At 60.3% G+C, this 15439-nt stretch carries 15 protein-coding genes and 2 tRNA genes; 11 read left to right on the top strand and 6 right to left on the bottom strand.

Annotated elements, in window-relative coordinates; genetic code table 11:
* The first annotated feature begins 58 nt into the window (after positions 1-58).
* The 5 genes from hscA to G486_RS0100945 all read left to right on the top strand — a co-directional run bounded on the left by hscA (position 59) and on the right by G486_RS0100945 (position 3242).
* Positions 59-1927: a Fe-S protein assembly chaperone HscA gene (gene hscA / locus G486_RS0100965; RefSeq protein ID WP_027013840.1), complete on the top strand. Its 1869-nt coding sequence runs from the start codon at positions 59-61 to the stop codon at positions 1925-1927.
* Positions 1928-1950: 23 nt separating this feature from the next.
* Positions 1951-2289, top strand: a complete 339-nt coding sequence (gene fdx, locus G486_RS0100960; RefSeq protein ID WP_027013839.1) for an ISC system 2Fe-2S type ferredoxin — start codon at positions 1951-1953, stop codon at positions 2287-2289.
* Between the two features lie 10 nt (positions 2290-2299).
* Positions 2300-3028, top strand: a complete 729-nt coding sequence (gene dnaQ / locus G486_RS0100955; RefSeq protein WP_027013838.1) for a DNA polymerase III subunit epsilon — start codon at positions 2300-2302, stop codon at positions 3026-3028.
* A 33-nt stretch (positions 3029-3061) separates the two neighbouring features.
* Positions 3062-3136, top strand: a tRNA-Val gene (locus tag G486_RS0100950).
* Positions 3137-3167: 31 nt separating this feature from the next.
* A tRNA-Val gene (locus G486_RS0100945) sits at positions 3168-3242 on the top strand.
* A 43-nt stretch (positions 3243-3285) separates the two neighbouring features.
* Here the strand turns inward: G486_RS0100945 and G486_RS0100940 are convergent.
* On the bottom strand, positions 3286-4308 hold the full coding sequence (locus G486_RS0100940) for a P1 family peptidase (RefSeq protein WP_027013837.1): 1023 nt from the start codon (positions 4306-4308) through the stop codon (positions 3286-3288).
* 161 nt (positions 4309-4469) lie between these two features.
* Here G486_RS0100940 and G486_RS0100935 point away from each other — a divergent pair, with 161 nt between their 5' ends.
* Positions 4470-5306, top strand: a complete 837-nt coding sequence (locus G486_RS0100935) for a MetQ/NlpA family ABC transporter substrate-binding protein (RefSeq protein WP_027013836.1) — start codon at positions 4470-4472, stop codon at positions 5304-5306.
* Between the two features lie 521 nt (positions 5307-5827).
* On the opposite strand, the gene G486_RS0100925 is transcribed toward G486_RS0100935, so the two are convergent.
* Positions 5828-6661 (bottom strand): META and DUF4377 domain-containing protein, encoded by an 834-nt coding sequence (locus G486_RS0100925; RefSeq protein WP_027013835.1) that lies wholly within the window; start codon positions 6659-6661, stop codon positions 5828-5830.
* 320 nt (positions 6662-6981) lie between these two features.
* Here G486_RS0100925 and G486_RS0100920 point away from each other — a divergent pair, with 320 nt between their 5' ends.
* A complete protein-coding gene (locus G486_RS0100920; RefSeq protein ID WP_051303004.1) occupies positions 6982-7479 on the top strand; it encodes a DUF2242 domain-containing protein in 498 nt (165 codons plus the stop codon).
* Between the two features lie 11 nt (positions 7480-7490).
* Here G486_RS0100920 and G486_RS0100915 read toward each other — a convergent pair whose 3' ends face one another.
* From G486_RS0100915 to G486_RS0100900, 4 genes are all read right to left on the bottom strand, one after another.
* Positions 7491-8369 carry a peptidoglycan DD-metalloendopeptidase family protein gene (locus tag G486_RS0100915; protein ID WP_027013833.1) on the bottom strand — a complete coding sequence of 293 codons (879 nt, stop codon included), beginning with the start codon at positions 8367-8369 and terminating at the stop codon, positions 7491-7493.
* A 74-nt stretch (positions 8370-8443) separates the two neighbouring features.
* Complete coding sequence (locus G486_RS0100910) at positions 8444-9949, bottom strand: DASS family sodium-coupled anion symporter (protein ID WP_027013832.1); 1506 nt, start codon at positions 9947-9949, stop codon at positions 8444-8446.
* 387 nt (positions 9950-10336) lie between these two features.
* The gene (locus tag G486_RS0100905) at positions 10337-10972 is read right to left on the bottom strand and encodes an FMN-binding negative transcriptional regulator (RefSeq protein ID WP_027013831.1); all 636 of its coding nucleotides are present in this window, start codon (positions 10970-10972) and stop codon (positions 10337-10339) included.
* 203 nt (positions 10973-11175) lie between these two features.
* Complete coding sequence (locus G486_RS0100900; RefSeq protein WP_027013830.1) at positions 11176-12981, bottom strand: glutamine--tRNA ligase/YqeY domain fusion protein; 1806 nt, start codon at positions 12979-12981, stop codon at positions 11176-11178.
* A gap of 168 nt (positions 12982-13149) precedes the next feature.
* Between G486_RS0100900 and G486_RS23300 the strand changes: the two genes are divergently transcribed.
* The 4 genes from G486_RS23300 to arfB all read left to right on the top strand — a co-directional run bounded on the left by G486_RS23300 (position 13150) and on the right by arfB (position 15396).
* Positions 13150-13494 (top strand): hypothetical protein, encoded by a 345-nt coding sequence (locus tag G486_RS23300; RefSeq protein WP_084454947.1) that lies wholly within the window; start codon positions 13150-13152, stop codon positions 13492-13494.
* 137 nt (positions 13495-13631) lie between these two features.
* Complete coding sequence (gene aroQ, locus G486_RS0100890) at positions 13632-14075, top strand: type II 3-dehydroquinate dehydratase (RefSeq protein ID WP_027013829.1); 444 nt, start codon at positions 13632-13634, stop codon at positions 14073-14075.
* Positions 14069-14986 (top strand): alpha/beta fold hydrolase, encoded by a 918-nt coding sequence (locus G486_RS0100885; protein WP_407059777.1) that lies wholly within the window; start codon positions 14069-14071, stop codon positions 14984-14986. The genes aroQ and G486_RS0100885 overlap by 7 nt, the downstream gene beginning before the upstream one ends.
* Entirely contained in the window at positions 14983-15396 is a 414-nt protein-coding gene (gene arfB / locus G486_RS0100880) for an alternative ribosome rescue aminoacyl-tRNA hydrolase ArfB (RefSeq protein ID WP_034386217.1), read from the top strand. Before G486_RS0100885 ends, arfB begins: the two co-directional genes overlap by 4 nt.
* Positions 15397-15439: the final 43 nt, after the last annotated feature.

Here is a 15439-nt window from a genome sequence, read left to right as displayed (position 1 = left end):
TCCATGACTTTACAAGGCTGTTTATGCGATCAGTCTTGCGCATTTTTTGAATATTTCCATGGCGCTATTGCAGATTTCCGAGCCTGGTCAGTCGCCGGATCCCCATCAGCGAAGAATCGCCGTTGGCATAGATCTGGGTACTACCCATTCCCTGGTTGCGGCCGTGCGTAACGGCGTGGCCGAGTGCCTTCCTGACGAGGATGGTGCTGTGCTTTTGCCCTCCGTGGTTCACTACCTGCCTGGTGGGCGGCGTGAGATCGGGCGGGCTGCTCTGGCCGCTCAGACTCAGGATGCGGCCAACACCCTGGTTTCGGCCAAGCGCTTCATGGGGCGGACCCTGGCCGATTTGGCGGCGCCCGGGCATCTTCCCTATCGCTTCGTGCATCAGCAGGAACAGGGCGGCTCTATCGCCATCGAGACCGTGGATGGAGTCAAAACCCCGGTGGAGGTCAGTGCTGAAATCCTGGCCACGCTGCGCTTTCGCGCCGAGGATAGTTTTGATGAGGACCTTTATGGTGCAGTCATTACCGTGCCGGCCTACTTCGATGATGCTCAGCGTCAGGCGACCAAGGATGCGGCCAAGCTGGCTGGTATCCATTTGCTGCGTTTGATCAACGAGCCTACGGCAGCAGCCATTGCCTACGGACTGGACAATGCCGCTGAAGGCGTTTATGCGGTGTATGACCTTGGGGGCGGTACTTTTGACATCTCCATATTGCGCTTGACCCAAGGTGTCTTCGAGGTTGTAGCCACAGGCGGTGATTCAGCTCTGGGTGGCGATGATTACGATGCTGCTCTCGGACTGTGGGTTGCACGCAGAACGGAAATTACGCCTCAGACGGCTGAAGACAAGGCCCGCTGGCGCTTGGCTGCGCGGGCCTGCAAGCAGGCCTTGACGGATATGCCTAACGCGTTGTTCGAGGCCGAACTCGGTGGTGGGAAGGTGGTCCTGGACATTACAAGGACGGATTTTGATGCTGCCAGTGAGCACCTGACGACTCGTTCGCTGGCTGCTGTGCGTCGGGTGCTCAAGGACGCGGGCCTGGGTCGTGATGAGGTTCAGGGCGTGGTTTTGGTTGGTGGCTCCACGCGCATGCCTCAGGTACGCGAGGCCGTGGCAAGGTTCTTCGGGCGTGAGCCTTTGATCAACCTTAACCCCGATGAGGTCGTAGCCTTGGGTGCTGCTGTTCAGGCCAACCAATTGGCCGGCAACAGCACCAGTGGCGACATGCTGCTGCTGGATGTCATTCCCCTGTCCTTGGGGGTGGAAACCATGGGTGGCTTGGTGGAACGCATCATCACACGCAACGAAACCATACCTACAGCCAAAGCCCAGGACTTCACCACCTACAAGGATGGTCAGACAGCGCTGGCCATTCATGTGCTTCAGGGCGAGCGCGACCTCGTAGCTGACTGCCGCAGTTTGGCTCGCTTCGAGTTACGTGGCATTCCGCCCATGGCTGCAGGTGCGGCGCGCATACGCGTGACCTTTACGGTTGATGCGGACGGCCTGCTTTCGGTCAGTGCGCAGGAGCAGCTAAGCGGGGTCGAGGCTCATATCGATGTCAAGCCTTCCTATGGCCTGTCTGATGACGAGGTTGCGCGCATGCTGCAAGAAGGCTTTGCCACGGCCCAGCAGGATATGCAGGCCAGGGCCCTGGTCGAAGCGCGCGTCGATGCCGATCGCATGCTGCTTGCCACGCAAAGCGCACTGGAGGCCGATGGCGATGTGCTGGAGCCCGGACCGCGTGTGGCAATCGATGCTCTTATGCAGGGCCTGCGTGCCAGCATGGGGGCTGAGGATGCCGCCGTGATTGAGGCCGCGACCCAGGCATTGGCCAAAGGCACGGAGGCCTTTGCTGCCGAACGTATGAATCGCAGCATACAGCGGGCCCTGGCCGGCAAAAATGTGCAATCCCTTTCTTGAATCTAGGTTTGAACGCAGAAGTCATGCCCGTCATCAAAATTCTCCCCCACGCCGAATATTGTCCAGAGGGCGCAGAAATCCAGGCCCCAGTTGGTACCTCGATCTGCGAGGCCTTGCTGGACAACAATATCAAGATAGAGCACGCCTGTGACATGAGCCGGGCCTGCACGACTTGCCACGTTGTCGTGAGAAAAGGCTTTGGCTCGCTCAACGAGGCCGAGGAGGAAGAGGAGGATCTGCTAGACCGTGCCTGGGGGCTGGAGCCTCAGTCCCGCCTGTCCTGCCAGGCCATTTTGGCGCGCGAGGACGTGACGGTGGAGATTCCCAAGTACTCCATCAATCACGCCAAGGAAAATCACTGAAAGGCAGAGCATGTCGCGTCAAATCGTTCTCGATACTGAAACCACAGGCCTGTCCGCCGAGAACGGCGATCGCTTGATCGAGCTGGGCTGCGTGGAGATGATCAACCGCAAGCTCACGGGGAACAATCTGCATCTGTACTTCAATGCAGGGCGCGACAGCCACCCCGATGCCTTGCGTGTTCACGGCATCACCACTGAGTTTCTTAGGGACAAGCCGCGCTTTGAAGAGAAAGTGGATGAAATCTGGACTTATCTACAAGGTGCCGAGCTCATCATCCACAACGCACCTTTTGACATAGGCTTTCTCAACAAGGAGCTGGAGAGATCCAGTCGGCCACCTCTGCTCCAGTGTGTAAGCAGTGTCATCGATACCTTGGTCATGGCCAAGGAGATGTATCCCGGCAAGCGAAACTCGCTGGACTCTCTGTGTGACCGCCTGGGCGTGGATAACTCGGGGCGAACACTGCATGGCGCCTTGCTGGACTCGGAGTTGCTGGCCGATGTCTATATCAACCTCACGCGTGGTCAGGAGGCTCTGATCATGGCTGATGAGCCTGCTGAAGAGGTTAGTAGTGACTTACTGCTGCCGCAGGTCGACCTCAGCGGAATCAGGCTGCATGTGCTGAAAGCCAATGCCGAAGAGCTGGCAGCCCATGAAGAGGTGTTGGTACAACTGGATAAATCCAGTGGCGGCAAGACAATGTGGCGCAATTTTGAGAAGCAGGGCTCAAACTTGTGACATAATCTATGTCTTGCCGCAATGCGGTGAATTGGGTGATTAGCTCAGCGGTAGAGCACTGCCTTCACACGGCAGGGGTCACATGTTCGATCCATGTATCACCCACCAGATTTTTTGGATAGGTTACGCGCCTTTCTTAGGGTGATTAGCTCAGCGGTAGAGCACTGCCTTCACACGGCAGGGGTCACATGTTCGATCCATGTATCACCCACCATACTTAAACCCTCTTGGATTAGTTCCAAGAGGGTTTTTTATGTTCAGACGGTCTGAAAATCCTCCCAGCTCGGCAGCCTTGGCTGATTTTCCGTGTTCACTGAAGTGGCAAGCAGGATTGCGCGCGCTGTGGCCACGGCCACGGCTTCGGCGGCGAGGGTGAACAGTGTCATGAGGCCCAGACTCTTGCCTGCTTGACCTGTACCCAGTGCGAACATGGTGTCGCCATCGCTCATGGTGTGCACGGGGTTGATGCTGCGTGCCAGGCCGTCATGGGCAATCACGGCCAGACGCTGTGCCTGGGCTTTGGTGATCTGGGCGTCGGTGGCAACAATGCCGATCGTGGTGTTGCTACCGGCAAGAACAGGATGTGGGGATTCGCCGCTTAGCAAGGCATTGCGCGCGTTGAACAAATGCCCGCCATCCGCCGTGCGTGCACCAGCCAGCAGTGTGCCGTCATAGGGGTTGTAGACATCGCCAAGTGCATTGCAAGCCACGATGGCTCCGACAGTCACACCCTCGACCGTAAAGCTGGCTGTACCCAGGCCGCCTTTCATGGCGCGCTCATGCCCGAAGATTTTTCCGACCACAGCACCCGCGCCAGCGCCTACGGAACCTTCGGCAGGTCTTTGGGTACTCGCGGCCTTGCAAGCGGCATGGCCGGCCGCTGCGTCAGGGCGTATGCGCATATCGCCCATCATCACGTCAAACAACACGGCTGCGGGCACCAGCGGGATTCTGCCCACGCCTATATCCAGGCCATGGCCTTGCTCCTCAAGCCAGCGCACGACACCCGTGGCGGCATCCAGGCCCCAGGCGCTGCCACCCGAAAGCACGACACCATGAACCTGCTGCACGAGATTGCTGGGGTGCAGCAAATCGGTTTCACGAGTGCCAGGAGCGGCGCCGCGTACATCGACACCGCCCACGGAGCCCTGAGGCGTGAGTACGGCCGTACAGCCTGTTGGGCGGCGGCTGTCGGTGTAGTGGCCGACAAGCAGGCCCTGAACTCGGGCGATATGGCCGCTGTGAGCTAGAAGAGCTGAAAGAGACGTTGGAGTGATCAAGGCAATGCTCCTTGGAGTTTCTTATATTAAATATGAATAAATAGATATTTTTTTATTCTTAAGAGTCAAGTTTTAGAGCATGCATACTCGTTGCATTCCGTCAGTTTTGTGAGCATGTGAATCACGATGGCGGCACGATACTTAATTGAAAGGAGTTCCTCATGTTTGCACGCATCTCTTTTGTCTCGGGCCGTCGCACATTGCTGGCCACAGTTGCCCTGGCTGCAGCCGCCACACTGGGTACATCGGCCATGGCGCAGGATGGCGGCAAGAAGAGTCTGCTTATCGGGGCTACTGCAGGCTCCAACTATGACCTGCTGCAAAAAGGCATAGTGCCCCAGTTACAGAAAAAGGGCTACAAGGTCAAGCTTGTGGAGTTCAATGACTATGTGCAGCCGAACCTGGCGCTCAGCGATGGCTCGCTGGATGCCAACTTCTTTCAGCACCGCGCCTATTTCGACCAGTTCACCGCAGATCGCAAGCTGGCATTGGCTGCCATTGTGCAAGGGCCCGTCGCACCCATGGGCATATACAGCAAAAAGCACAAGACGCTCACAGGTGTGAAGACCGGAGCCAAGGTGGCCTTGCCTAATGACCCCAGCAATCTTGCGCGTGCTCTGCTGGTGCTTGAGCAGGCTGGCCTAGTCAAGGTTCGGCCGGGCGTGAATCCGGCCCGTATCTCGGAGTTGGACCTGGCTGAAAATCAGCACAAGCTCAAATTCCTGGCTTTGGATGCGGCTCAACTGCCGCGCGTGCTCGAAGATGCTGACTATGTGGTCGTCAACGGCAACTTCGCAGTCTCTTCAGGTCTCAGGCTCAACGAGGCCGTAGTCCTCGAGAAGACTCCCGATCAGTATCTGAATGTGGTCGCAGTCAAGAGTGGAAATGACGCTACTCAATGGGCCAAGGACTTGGCTGCAGCCTATCGCTCGGCTGAATTCAAGGCCGTGGTGGATAGCCAGTTTCCTGGCTACGCCAAACCAGGATTCCTGCAGTGAGTGGTCAGTAATGCGGGCCAATGCACGCTTCGCGCCCACGGGGAAAGCATTGGTGTTTTTTCTGTGCGCGTCAAGGATTGGGCAATGGCAAACAGCTGATCCTTTCTTGTGGACGCGTGAAATATCAGTCTGAGCCAGGCGTTGCCTGTTTTTTGAGCGCGTTGCGCAAACCCAGGTCTGGCGCGGCTTGGCCCTAGTTATCCTGAGCGTTGTCCACAGGTGCGCCCACAGTCGCTGGGCATAAGCTGAGACGCTTGAAAAGAGCTTGCAGAAAGTCTTTGACCGGCGGCCCGATGCTTTTGAGGCCTGTTATTGCCACCCCAAGCTATTGGGGATTCGGTGGAGCCTGAGTTGCGCGATCTGCTCGAGGGGCGTGAAACGTCTGAAGAGCGGCAGATGATTCATGCACCTTTGTCCAGGTGCTGCAAATGCATGGGCGTGCATGGTCGCAAGCAAAAAGGCCTGCATTGCAGGCCTTGGCGGGTCAGGTCTTGCTTGTGCAAGACTTGTTGGGTATCGGGTTAACGCTTTTCCTGATACGACTCGACCACCATGTCCAGCACGTAGGCTAGGCTGGAGGCATCCGCAGGCGGGTTCTTCACCTTATAGCGCATGATGCGCAGCACCTTGCCCGTGCCTGCCTGGTGCTCATAGCCCTGGATCTGCTGATAGAAGTTTTCCCATTCGCCCGTGTAGTTCTTAACGCCATTGTCTGCATAGCGAATTTCGCGCACGCGCATGCACTTGAAATTGGGCATCAGGGGGTGGCTGCAGGCCTCAAGCTGAGGGGCAACTTCAAGAAAAATGCGTTCACCCGCATTGCCGTATTTGGTTTGGGCCGTCGGCTCGCCCTGGAGTTGCCAGCGTGTACCGTCTATGAATTGCAGGCTCAGGGTGGCTGGCTTTTCTCCTTGTTCCTGGCCCAGGAGAACCGACCATTGCTTTGCCTGGGGAAGGATGCGGGCGACGCGCTGCTCAAGCGCCATGAGCTCGCTGTCTGGGCAGGCCATCAAGGTGCTGGCTGCACGCTGCACGGCAATGCGCTGGCCGTTGATGCTATAGCCTGCGGTAACAACATTGCAGAGGTTTTTGACAACCAGGCGTTGTTCGGCAAAGTCCAGTTGTATGGGCTGGCGGCTGGGGCTCAGAAACCAGCTTTGATCTTCATTCCCCTGAGGGGTAAAGGCTTGGCGCAATTGCCAGTGATAGGCGGCCAGGGATTGGGCATCGCCGGCGATGCCGGTTGAAGCCGCTTGAGTGCCGGTCTTGTTGCCGCCAGCGCTGCTTGTAGTGTCGCAGGCGCTCAGTCCCATAGTCGCTATCAGGGGCAGACACCAGATCCAATTGGGTTTCATAGATTTCCTCGGGTTGCAGGGGTAGGGGGCAAGTCTTTGACCCAAGGACTGGGCCAGACAGTCTTGTGCGCCACTCGTGAATGTGTGCACCGTAACTTACTGTGGCGGCTTTTTATGTCAGTGGAGGGCGCAATTTATACATGTATTTACTTGCTCGTGCTGAAATTCATGGCGGCCTTTTGAGTGAGACTGGCACAAGCGAAAATATGAGCCCAACAAGATGTCTTGCAAGAGCATTCACCCAAGGAGTTTTTTCTGTGAATAGGCATGGGAACGCACAATTCGGAACACGCCATCTGCGGGCTTTGTCGGTTCTGCTCATGGTCGCTATGGCTGGTTGCAGCTCTATTCCAAGAGAGGTTCCGGTGCAGGAGAGCTTTGGGTCCATGGAGACTTTCTCACGCATGTTCGATGCCACCCCGGCTCAGACCTGTGAAGCCGCGCGACGAGCCTTGTTGAGCCAGGGTTATGTGGCCATGGCGCGCTCCAATGAGCTCATAGAAGGCAGCAAGAGCTTTCAGCCCGACCCCGAACTCAATCTGCAAATGAACATACGCGTGGTCTGTGTACCTGAAACCAGCGATGGCAGCGTGAGCATAGGCTTTGTGACGGCCCAGCAGGACCGCTACATGCTCAAGAAAAGCGCAAACTCTGCGAGCTTGGGCGTGGGGGCGCTGGGCTCGGTCTCACTGCCTTTCTCTTCCAACAACGACTCCTTGGTCAAGGTTGGTGGAGAAACCATTGCCACCAGCGGCTTTTATGACAGCTTTTTTGACCTAGTGAACCGCTACCTGAACATGGAGCGTGAGTTGCCCTGAGGGCGGGCAATTCAGCGTACGAGAAACAGAGCCGGGTCGACCATGGACCGGTTGAGCATCACACCCCAATGCAGATGCGGCCCGGTAACACGGCCTGTCGCGCCGACCTTGCAAAATGCATCCCCTGTGCCCAGTACATCGCCGACCTTGCACTGCATGGAGCTCAAGTGGCAGTACATGGAAAGCAAGCCACCTCCATGGTCCAGCCAGACCGTGCCGCCGTTGAAGAAATAGTCGCCCACATCGACAACCTTGCCAGGCAGGGGGGCTTTCACGGCTGTGCCCGTTGGGGCTGCAATGTCCATGCCGCTATGCGGATTGCGCGGTTGGCCATTGAAGACGCGGCGCAGGCCAAAACTGCTGCTGCGCCGGCCGTTCACCGGCGCCTGCATGGGCAGGTTCGATGCCTTGGGAAGAGGCTGGGTGAACAGCTCGATGATGCTCTGCTGATGCGCGCGCTCGCGCTCGTAGCGTGCCTGATCCTCGGCGGAAAGATCCACCGTCTTGGGCGAGACCTTGAGGCGCTGCTCGGTGTATTTCTTGTCGATGACTTGATAGGCCAGTGTCTTGCGGCCGGATTCGGTGTGGATCAAGGCCTCGTGCTGTCCCACCGTGGCTGACAAGGGGATGCCGATCAAGGCCGTCCACTCGATCATGTCCCCCAGCACCAGAGACGGTATGCCGTCTGCAGACACCTGAGGGCGCTGAGGTGCAGGGCCCAGGGAAAGCCTGGCTACGCCACCGGGCACGCGGCTGTCGCGTGGCCAGACGGTGTCAGCAGAGTCTGGCGCGGCAAAAGAGCTTTGAGGCAGAGTCAGACCTGCACCCAGAGCGAGAAGGGAGTGAACCAGTTGGCGGCGCGAAGGCGGGGCGGTGGCGGGGATAGGCATGCAGGCAATGGAGCGGTGATGAAGCAAACCACCCCATTGTCGGCCAGAGCCGAAGCTGCATGGGATGACTGGGTTCACCACAAGCCCAGGAACTTCCACCACATGCTGCCCAGCACCGCAAAGATCGCAAGCTCCAGCACGCACATCACAAAGCCGACTTGCCACCATTTGCCAAGGCTGACGTAGCCGCTGCCAAAGATGATGGGCGAGGTGCCCGTGGCGTAATGGGTCAGCGTCATCATGATGGCCGAGCCTGCAGTCATCATCAGCATGAAAGGAACTACGTATTCGGCTGGAATGAGCAGGGCGCCCACGCCCAGGAAGGCCAGCATCATGGCGCTGATATGGGCCGTGGTACTGGCAAACAGATAGTGCGAGAAAACGAAGACCAGTACGAGGACCACGGCCACGGCTTCCCAGCCCATGCCGCTGCTGGCGATGGCGGTTTTCATGGCATCGGAAAACCAGGTGATCACGCCCAGCTTGTTGAGCTGCTCGGCCATCATCACCAGAGCTCCGAACCAGACCAAGGTGTCCCAGGCGCTTTTCTCGGACAGCACATCGTCCCAGTCCAGCGTGCCTGTGATGATGAGCACGAACAGGCCCACAAAGGCCACGACCGTGGGGTCGAGAGTCAGGGCCGGCCCGAAGATCATGGCCGGCACATTGGCCCAGAGCAGCAAAAGCAAAGCGAACGTGCCCATCATGATTTTTTCGCGAATGTTCAGGCGGCCCATTCTTGCAAGTTCGGTGCGCGCGTAGTCCACGGCATTGGGTGTGACCTTGAGCTCGGGCGGCGCCATCAGATAGATCACCAGCGGCATCAGGGCAAGGCATATTAGGCCGGGCAGCAGCATGCATAAAGCCCAGGTAGTCCAGCTCAGGTGCAGGCTCTGGTTTGTGGCCTTGGCCACATAGTCCACGACCAGGGGGTTGGGGGCGGTGGCTGTGAGAAACATCGCCGAGGTGATGGGGTTGGCGTGGTAGTTAACCAGGGCCAGGTAGGTGCCAACCTTGCCTTGCGTGCCTTTCTTGGGGTCTGAGTCGAATGCGCCTGCAATGGAGCGCATCACGGGATGGACGATGCCACCGCCGCGCGCAGTGTTGCTGGGGGTGAAAGGTGCCAGCAGCAACTCGCAGGCGGCCAGGCCGTAGCCAATACCCACGGTCTTCTTGCCGAGCAAGGCGATAAACAGCAGGCCTATGCGGTTGCCCAGGCCGGTCTTCTTGAGGCCGCGCGAGATGAAGATGGCCACAACGATGAGCCAGATCAGCGGATTGGAAAAACTGCCCAGCGCATCGGCGATGGCTGCCTTGGATGAGCCTGCAGTCACCTGGGACAGCGAGACGATGACGATAGCCATCATGGCCATCACGCCTATGGGCATGACCTTGAGGATGATGGCCACGATGGTGGTCAGAAAGATGCCCACCAGTCCCCAGGCCTTGGGTGTAAGTCCTTCGGGGCAGGGTATGAGCAGCAGGGCAAACAACACTGCCGTGGTGATCACGGCAGGAATCATGCGAAATGGCACGGCGCCATCCAGGCGCTCGACCAGAGTCTTTATCGCTTTAAACATGAACACTCCCTTCCCTGCCGGGGGAGTGTGGAGCCTGACGGTCTAGGCCGTGAGTAGGAAACAAATGCTTTGCCATGTGAGCTATGAGGCCGTGTTGCGCGCGCGCACGCAGGGCGTGAGGATTGGAGCAATTGCGCAAAACCGGGCGATCCGGGGCATTCTCTGCTGCAAGCTTCTGTACCTGCCATGCAGTGCACGGGCTGTAGTGAACGAACAAGTGCCCATCTTCCGGCCAAGGCTTCATGGGGTTTTGACTTGTCTCAAGTGGCAAAAAAACGCAGGCCTTCCATTGAAACAATCAATCAGGCAAAGGGGGAGGTGCTATTTTTTTGATAACGGCGCATGCGCTCCGCCGCATAGCTTGAGGGACATGGCGGCTTGCGAGGATCAGGCTTTGGGCGACATGCGCATTTTCTGCGCCAACCCATGCTCGCCCATGGCTTGCAGCGCATCGGCGGCCGAAAGCCGGTCATCCTGTAGTTTGTTCTGGCTGAGCTTGAACTTGGCCTCCAGCCCGGTGATCTCGATCTCTATGCCGACGATAGCCGCGAGCATCTGCTGAAGATAGTCGGCCGGGGCATCGGCCATCTTCCAGGGCGTATCGGGATTCACGCTTTGCTCATGCGTCTTGGTCAGTCTGCCCACCACTCCCAGCACAAACCTCGCGTTATCACGCACATGCACCCGGCCATGGGCATGGACCACGCGGTAGTTCCAGGTAGGCACCTGGCGATGGGTTGCCTGCTTGCTTGGATACCAGTTGGGCGAAACATAGGCCTGCTCGGCGCGAAACACCGCCATAACCTGCTGCCCATCGGCAAGCTGCTGCCATACGGGATTGGCCCTGGCCACATGGCCTGCAAGGCTTAGCCGCCCGCTCGCGTCCTCGCGCAGTTCCAGGGGCAGGTGGTTGGCGTCCAGCCCCCGGGCCGTGTGGGTGACCAGCATGGCCAGGGGATGCTCGCGCATCAGCGCCTTGATGGCATCCGAGTCGTTGACAGAGAAATGTTTGGGCAGGTACATGAAAGCTGCGGCACGGGCCGCTGACTGGGGAAAAAACCGAACCTGAGCCGGGGCTAGTCATGATTGAGCCACAGATCTGGTCTCGGCCTGCAGCCAGTCCCATGAATGCCTTGCCAGGCATCGGAAAAGCAGTTCGGAAAACGAGCAGAGCGAAAAAAAGGCTGCCCGCAGGCAGCCTTTTGCTTTTCCATCCAGACCAGGGCTTATTTACTCCAGGAGTCCTTGAGGCCCGTGATGCGGTTGAACACAGGCTTGGTCGGTGTGTGGTCCTTGCGGTCGGCCACGAAGTAGCCAAAGCGCTCGAACTGGAACTTGTCGTCTGCCTGGGCCTGGGCCAGCGAAGGCTCGACATAGGCTGTGACCACCTTGAGGCTGTCGGGGTTGAGCAGGGTGAGAAAGTCCTTGCCACCAGCATCGGGCTGGGCATCGGTGAACAGGCGGTCGTACAGGCGCACTTCGGCCTGCAGGCCGTCGGCCACGCCGACCCAGGTGATGGCGGCCTTGACCTTGACGCTGTCTGCGCCCGACGTGCCGCTCTTGGTGTCGGGCACGACCGTGGCCAGCACCTTGACCACATGGCCGTCGGCATCTTTTTCACAGCCCGTGCACTCGATCACATAGCCGCCCTTGAGGCGCACCTTGTTGCCCGGGAACAGGCGCTTGTACCCCTTGGGCGGGACTTCGGCAAAGTCCTCACGCTCTATCCAGACCTCGCGACCCAGCGTGAAGCGGCGCGGTGTCAGCTCTTCGGCTGCGTGGGGCAGGGCCGGCAGTTCGCAGGCCTCGAGGTGCTGGTCGGAGCCGAAGACTTCGGCCCAGTTGCTCAACTCCAGCTTGAGAGGATCCAGTACCATCATGGCGCGGTGCGCCTTGGCTTCGAGATCCTCGCGCAGGCAGCCTTCGAGCAGCGAATAGTCTATCCAGGCATAGTCCTTGGTCACGCCTATGCGCTCGCAGAACATCTGAATCGCGGCCGGCGTATAGCCGCGGCGGCGCAGGCCGACGATGGTGGGCATGCGCGGATCGTCCCAGCCGCTGACGATGGCGTTGTCCACCAGGTGCTTGAGCTTGCGCTTGCTGGTGATCACATAGGTCAGGTTCAGGCGCGAGAACTCGTACTGGCGCGGCTGGGGCGCGGCGATCAGGCCACCTTCACGCAGATGGTCGAGCAGCCAGTCATAGAACGGGCGCTGATCCTCGAACTCCAGCGTGCAAATGCTGTGGGTGATGTGCTCCAGCGCATCCTCGATCGGATGGGCGAAGGTGTACATCGGATAGATGCACCACTGGTTTCCGGTGTTGTGGTGTTCAGCATGGCGTACGCGGTAGATGGCCGGGTCGCGCATGTTGATGTTGGGCGAGGCCATGTCGATCCTGGCGCGCAGCACGGCAGCGCCGTCGGCGAGCTTGCCATCACGCATTTCGCGAAAGCGGGCCAGGTTCTCGGCCACGCTGCGGTCGCGGAACGGGCTGTTCACACCGGGGCGGCCAAAGTCGCCACGGTTGGCGCGCATCTCTTCGGGCGTCTGCTCGTCCACATAGGCCAGGCCCTGCTCGATCAGGTACTCGGCCGCGCGGTACATGAAGTCGAAGTAGTTGCTCGCGTAGTAGAGGTTCTCGTGACCGTCGGCATCCTGCCAGCCGAAGCCCAGCCAGTGGACGGCATCGATGATGCTGTCCACATATTCCTGGTCTTCCTTCTCGGGATTGGTATCGTCAAAGCGCAGGTGGCAGACGCCTGCATAGTCGCGCGCCAGGCCGAAGTTCAGGCAGATGGATTTGGCATGGCCCACGTGCAGATAGCCGTTGGGCTCGGGCGGAAAGCGCGTGCGTATCCTGGCCTCGTCCACCTGGCCCTGGCCATGGTGGGCGGCATCGCCGGGGCCGCCGCCCCAGCGGCGCTGGGCGTGGGTGCCGGCGGCCAGGTCGGCCTCGATGATCTGGCGCAAAAAGTTACTCGGCTTGGCCGGTTCTGGGGTCGAAGAGGGGGCATCAACAGAGGAGCTCATCACGGCATTGTAGGCTGGCGAAGCCTGTCTCCTGGGCCCCAGGTGCTTGCGTATACAGGCAATTGGACACAAAACCGATGACATTGCCTGACAACCCACAGCGGGCCTCGCACGTTAGGGGAATCAGAAGCAGGACTTGCATGCCTGCTGTTTCTTGAGGAGCAACCTATGACAACAAAGCTTGGGATGGCAAAAATGGTGGCCGCAGGCCTGGCCCTGGCCGCCTGCGGGTTTGCGGGCACGGCCCAGGCGCGCAGCGATGTGCATTTTTCTATCGGCGTAGGCGTGCCCGCTGCGGTTTACCTGCCTGCCCCGGTCTATGTGGCGCCCCCGCCCCCGGTGTATTACGCGCCGCCGCCGCCCCCCGTGTATTACGTGCCGCGTCCGGTCTACCGGCCCGCGCCTGTGGTCGTGGTGCCTGGCCATGGCTACGGGCCGCACCCGCATTGGCATGGGCATCGCGGAAAGCATGGGCACCGGCATGGTCACGCAGGCAGGCATGGCCACCATTGAGCCCTGAGATCGTGAACACGCTCTGCGCACGCGCGGCCAGTGCCTGGCCGCCCTGCTTCCCATGGGGTGGCCGCAGCCTGGAAGCGCCTGCCCCGGCCCGCATAATGCTCCCGATCTGATCTCTGGAGCGCCCTGCCGTGAAAACCGTCTACGTACTCAACGGACCCAATCTGAACCTGCTGGGTCTGCGCGAGCCCGCCATCTATGGCTCACAAACCCTGGAGGATGTGCGCCTGCTGTGCGAGCAGGCCTGCGCCCGCCACGGGCTGGGCCTGGAGTTTCGCCAGAGCAATCATGAAGGCGAATTGGTGGACTGGATTCATGAAGCCGGGGGCGTCCATGCGCGGGGCGAACTCGCGGCCCTGATCTTCAATGCCGCCGCCTATACCCATACCAGCGTGGCCTTGCTTGATGCGGTCAAGGGCACGGGTGTGCCGATGATCGAGCTGCACATCAGCAACGTGCATGCGCGCGAGAGCTTTCGCCACCACTCCTATCTGTCGGCGGCAGCACGTGCGGTGATCTGCGGCCTGGGTGTCGCAGGCTATGGCCTGGCCATAGACGCCGTGGCCCAGTGGTGAGCCAGACACAGTCAGGCCTGCCTTCAGAGCCCGTTTCGATCACGGGTTTGCGGGCACGGGCCCAGTGTCTGAAGACGCCCCTCGATCCCGCCCGGCCCGAGTCAGGGCACATGGTCTGGCATGTCTGGGGCGAGCGCCGCGAGGGCGAGCTGCCCCTGGTGCTGCTGCATGGCGGCAGCGGCAGCTGGACCCACTGGCTGCGCTGCATAGAGGGCCTGAGCCGCAAGCGCCAGCTTTGGCTGCCCGATCTGCCGGGTTTTGGCGATTCCGATGGCGTGCCCGGCAGTGGCGATGTGGACGGCATGCTGGCTCCGCTGCACCATGGGTTGCAGCGCTTGCTGGGCCAGGCGGGCGGGACTGCCGGGGCTCCGCTATGCGAGCTGGTCGGCTTTTCCTTTGGCGGCATGGCGGCCGGCCTGCTGGCTGCAGCCTATCCGGGGCTGGCGCGCAGCCTGACCGTGGTGGGTGCGCCCGGCATGGGGCTGGGCCAGAGGGTAAGGCTCAAGGGCTGGCGCCATCTGCCGGACTGGACAGACCAGGCCCGGGTGCACAGTCACAATCTTGCGGCCCTGATGCTGCACGATGCCGCGCGCATAGACGCTGAGACGCTGGCTCTGCATGCGCTCAATGTGCAGCGCGACCGCCTGCCGCGCCGACGCCTGTCGGAAACCCCGGTGCTGGCCCAGGCCCTGTCCTCCATGGCCTGCCCTGTGGCTGCCATCTATGGCGAACACGATGCGCTCTACGCGGGGCGCATGCAGGAGCTGGCCCAGGCGTTTGCCCGGCAGGCCGCGCATTTCAGGCGTTTTGCCACGGTGGCCGATGCGGGCCACTGGGTCATGCACGAGCAGCCGCAAGCCTTCATGCAGGTGCTGGACGAGATGCTGCTCGCGCCATCCGCCGCGTCATGAAGACCCAGCAGCAGGGCTTCATCGGTCTGCACGAGGTGCAGTGGACGGCCGTGCGTGCGCAGGGCGCCGGCGGGCAGAACGTGAACAAGCTGGCCAGCGCCGTGCACCTGCGCTTCGATGTGCGGGCCTCGCGCCTGCCCCAGGCCTGGCAGCAGCGCCTGCTGGATCTGGGCGACAGGCGCATCAGCAGCCAGGGCGTGGTCGTCATCAAGGCCCAGCAGCACAGAACCCAGGAGCTCAATCTGCGCGCGGCGCTGCAGCGGCTCAATGAACTCGTGGCCTCCGTGGCCCATGAGCCCCGTGTGCGGCGCGCGACCCGGCCCACGCGCGGCTCCGAACTGCGGCGGTTGGAGGGCAAGAGCCGCCGCAGCCGGATCAAGTCCCTGCGCTCGCGCAATGCGGAGTTTTGATCGGGATCTTCGGTGGGCTGATTGAAGCCATGGGCGAAACAGT

Origin of the sequence: Comamonas composti DSM 21721, from assembly GCF_000429845.1 — a bacterium.
In the GTDB taxonomy this organism is placed as follows: domain Bacteria; phylum Pseudomonadota; class Gammaproteobacteria; order Burkholderiales; family Burkholderiaceae_C; genus Comamonas; species Comamonas composti.
The sequence above is the reverse complement of the archived record's forward strand: the minus strand, read 5'-3'. Positions and strand labels throughout refer to the sequence as shown.

Coding starts and splice junctions, on each gene's coding strand:
- G486_RS0100920 (WP_051303004.1), top strand. CDS start 6,982: ATGGTCGCTATGGCTGGTTGCAGCTCTATTCCAAGAGAGGTTCCGGTG.
- G486_RS0100915 (WP_027013833.1), bottom strand. CDS start 8,369: ATGCCTATCCCCGCCACCGCCCCGCCTTCGCGCCGCCAACTGGTTCAC.
- G486_RS0100935 (WP_027013836.1), top strand. CDS start 4,470: ATGTTTGCACGCATCTCTTTTGTCTCGGGCCGTCGCACATTGCTGGCC.
- dnaQ (WP_027013838.1), top strand. CDS start 2,300: ATGTCGCGTCAAATCGTTCTCGATACTGAAACCACAGGCCTGTCCGCC.
- hscA (WP_027013840.1), top strand. CDS start 59: ATGGCGCTATTGCAGATTTCCGAGCCTGGTCAGTCGCCGGATCCCCAT.
- G486_RS0100900 (WP_027013830.1), bottom strand. CDS start 12,981: ATGAGCTCCTCTGTTGATGCCCCCTCTTCGACCCCAGAACCGGCCAAG.
- G486_RS23300 (WP_084454947.1), top strand. CDS start 13,150: ATGACAACAAAGCTTGGGATGGCAAAAATGGTGGCCGCAGGCCTGGCC.
- G486_RS0100925 (WP_027013835.1), bottom strand. CDS start 6,661: ATGAAACCCAATTGGATCTGGTGTCTGCCCCTGATAGCGACTATGGGA.
- arfB (WP_034386217.1), top strand. CDS start 14,983: ATGAAGACCCAGCAGCAGGGCTTCATCGGTCTGCACGAGGTGCAGTGG.
- G486_RS0100910 (WP_027013832.1), bottom strand. CDS start 9,949: ATGTTTAAAGCGATAAAGACTCTGGTCGAGCGCCTGGATGGCGCCGTG.
- fdx (WP_027013839.1), top strand. CDS start 1,951: ATGCCCGTCATCAAAATTCTCCCCCACGCCGAATATTGTCCAGAGGGC.
- G486_RS0100905 (WP_027013831.1), bottom strand. CDS start 10,972: ATGTACCTGCCCAAACATTTCTCTGTCAACGACTCGGATGCCATCAAG.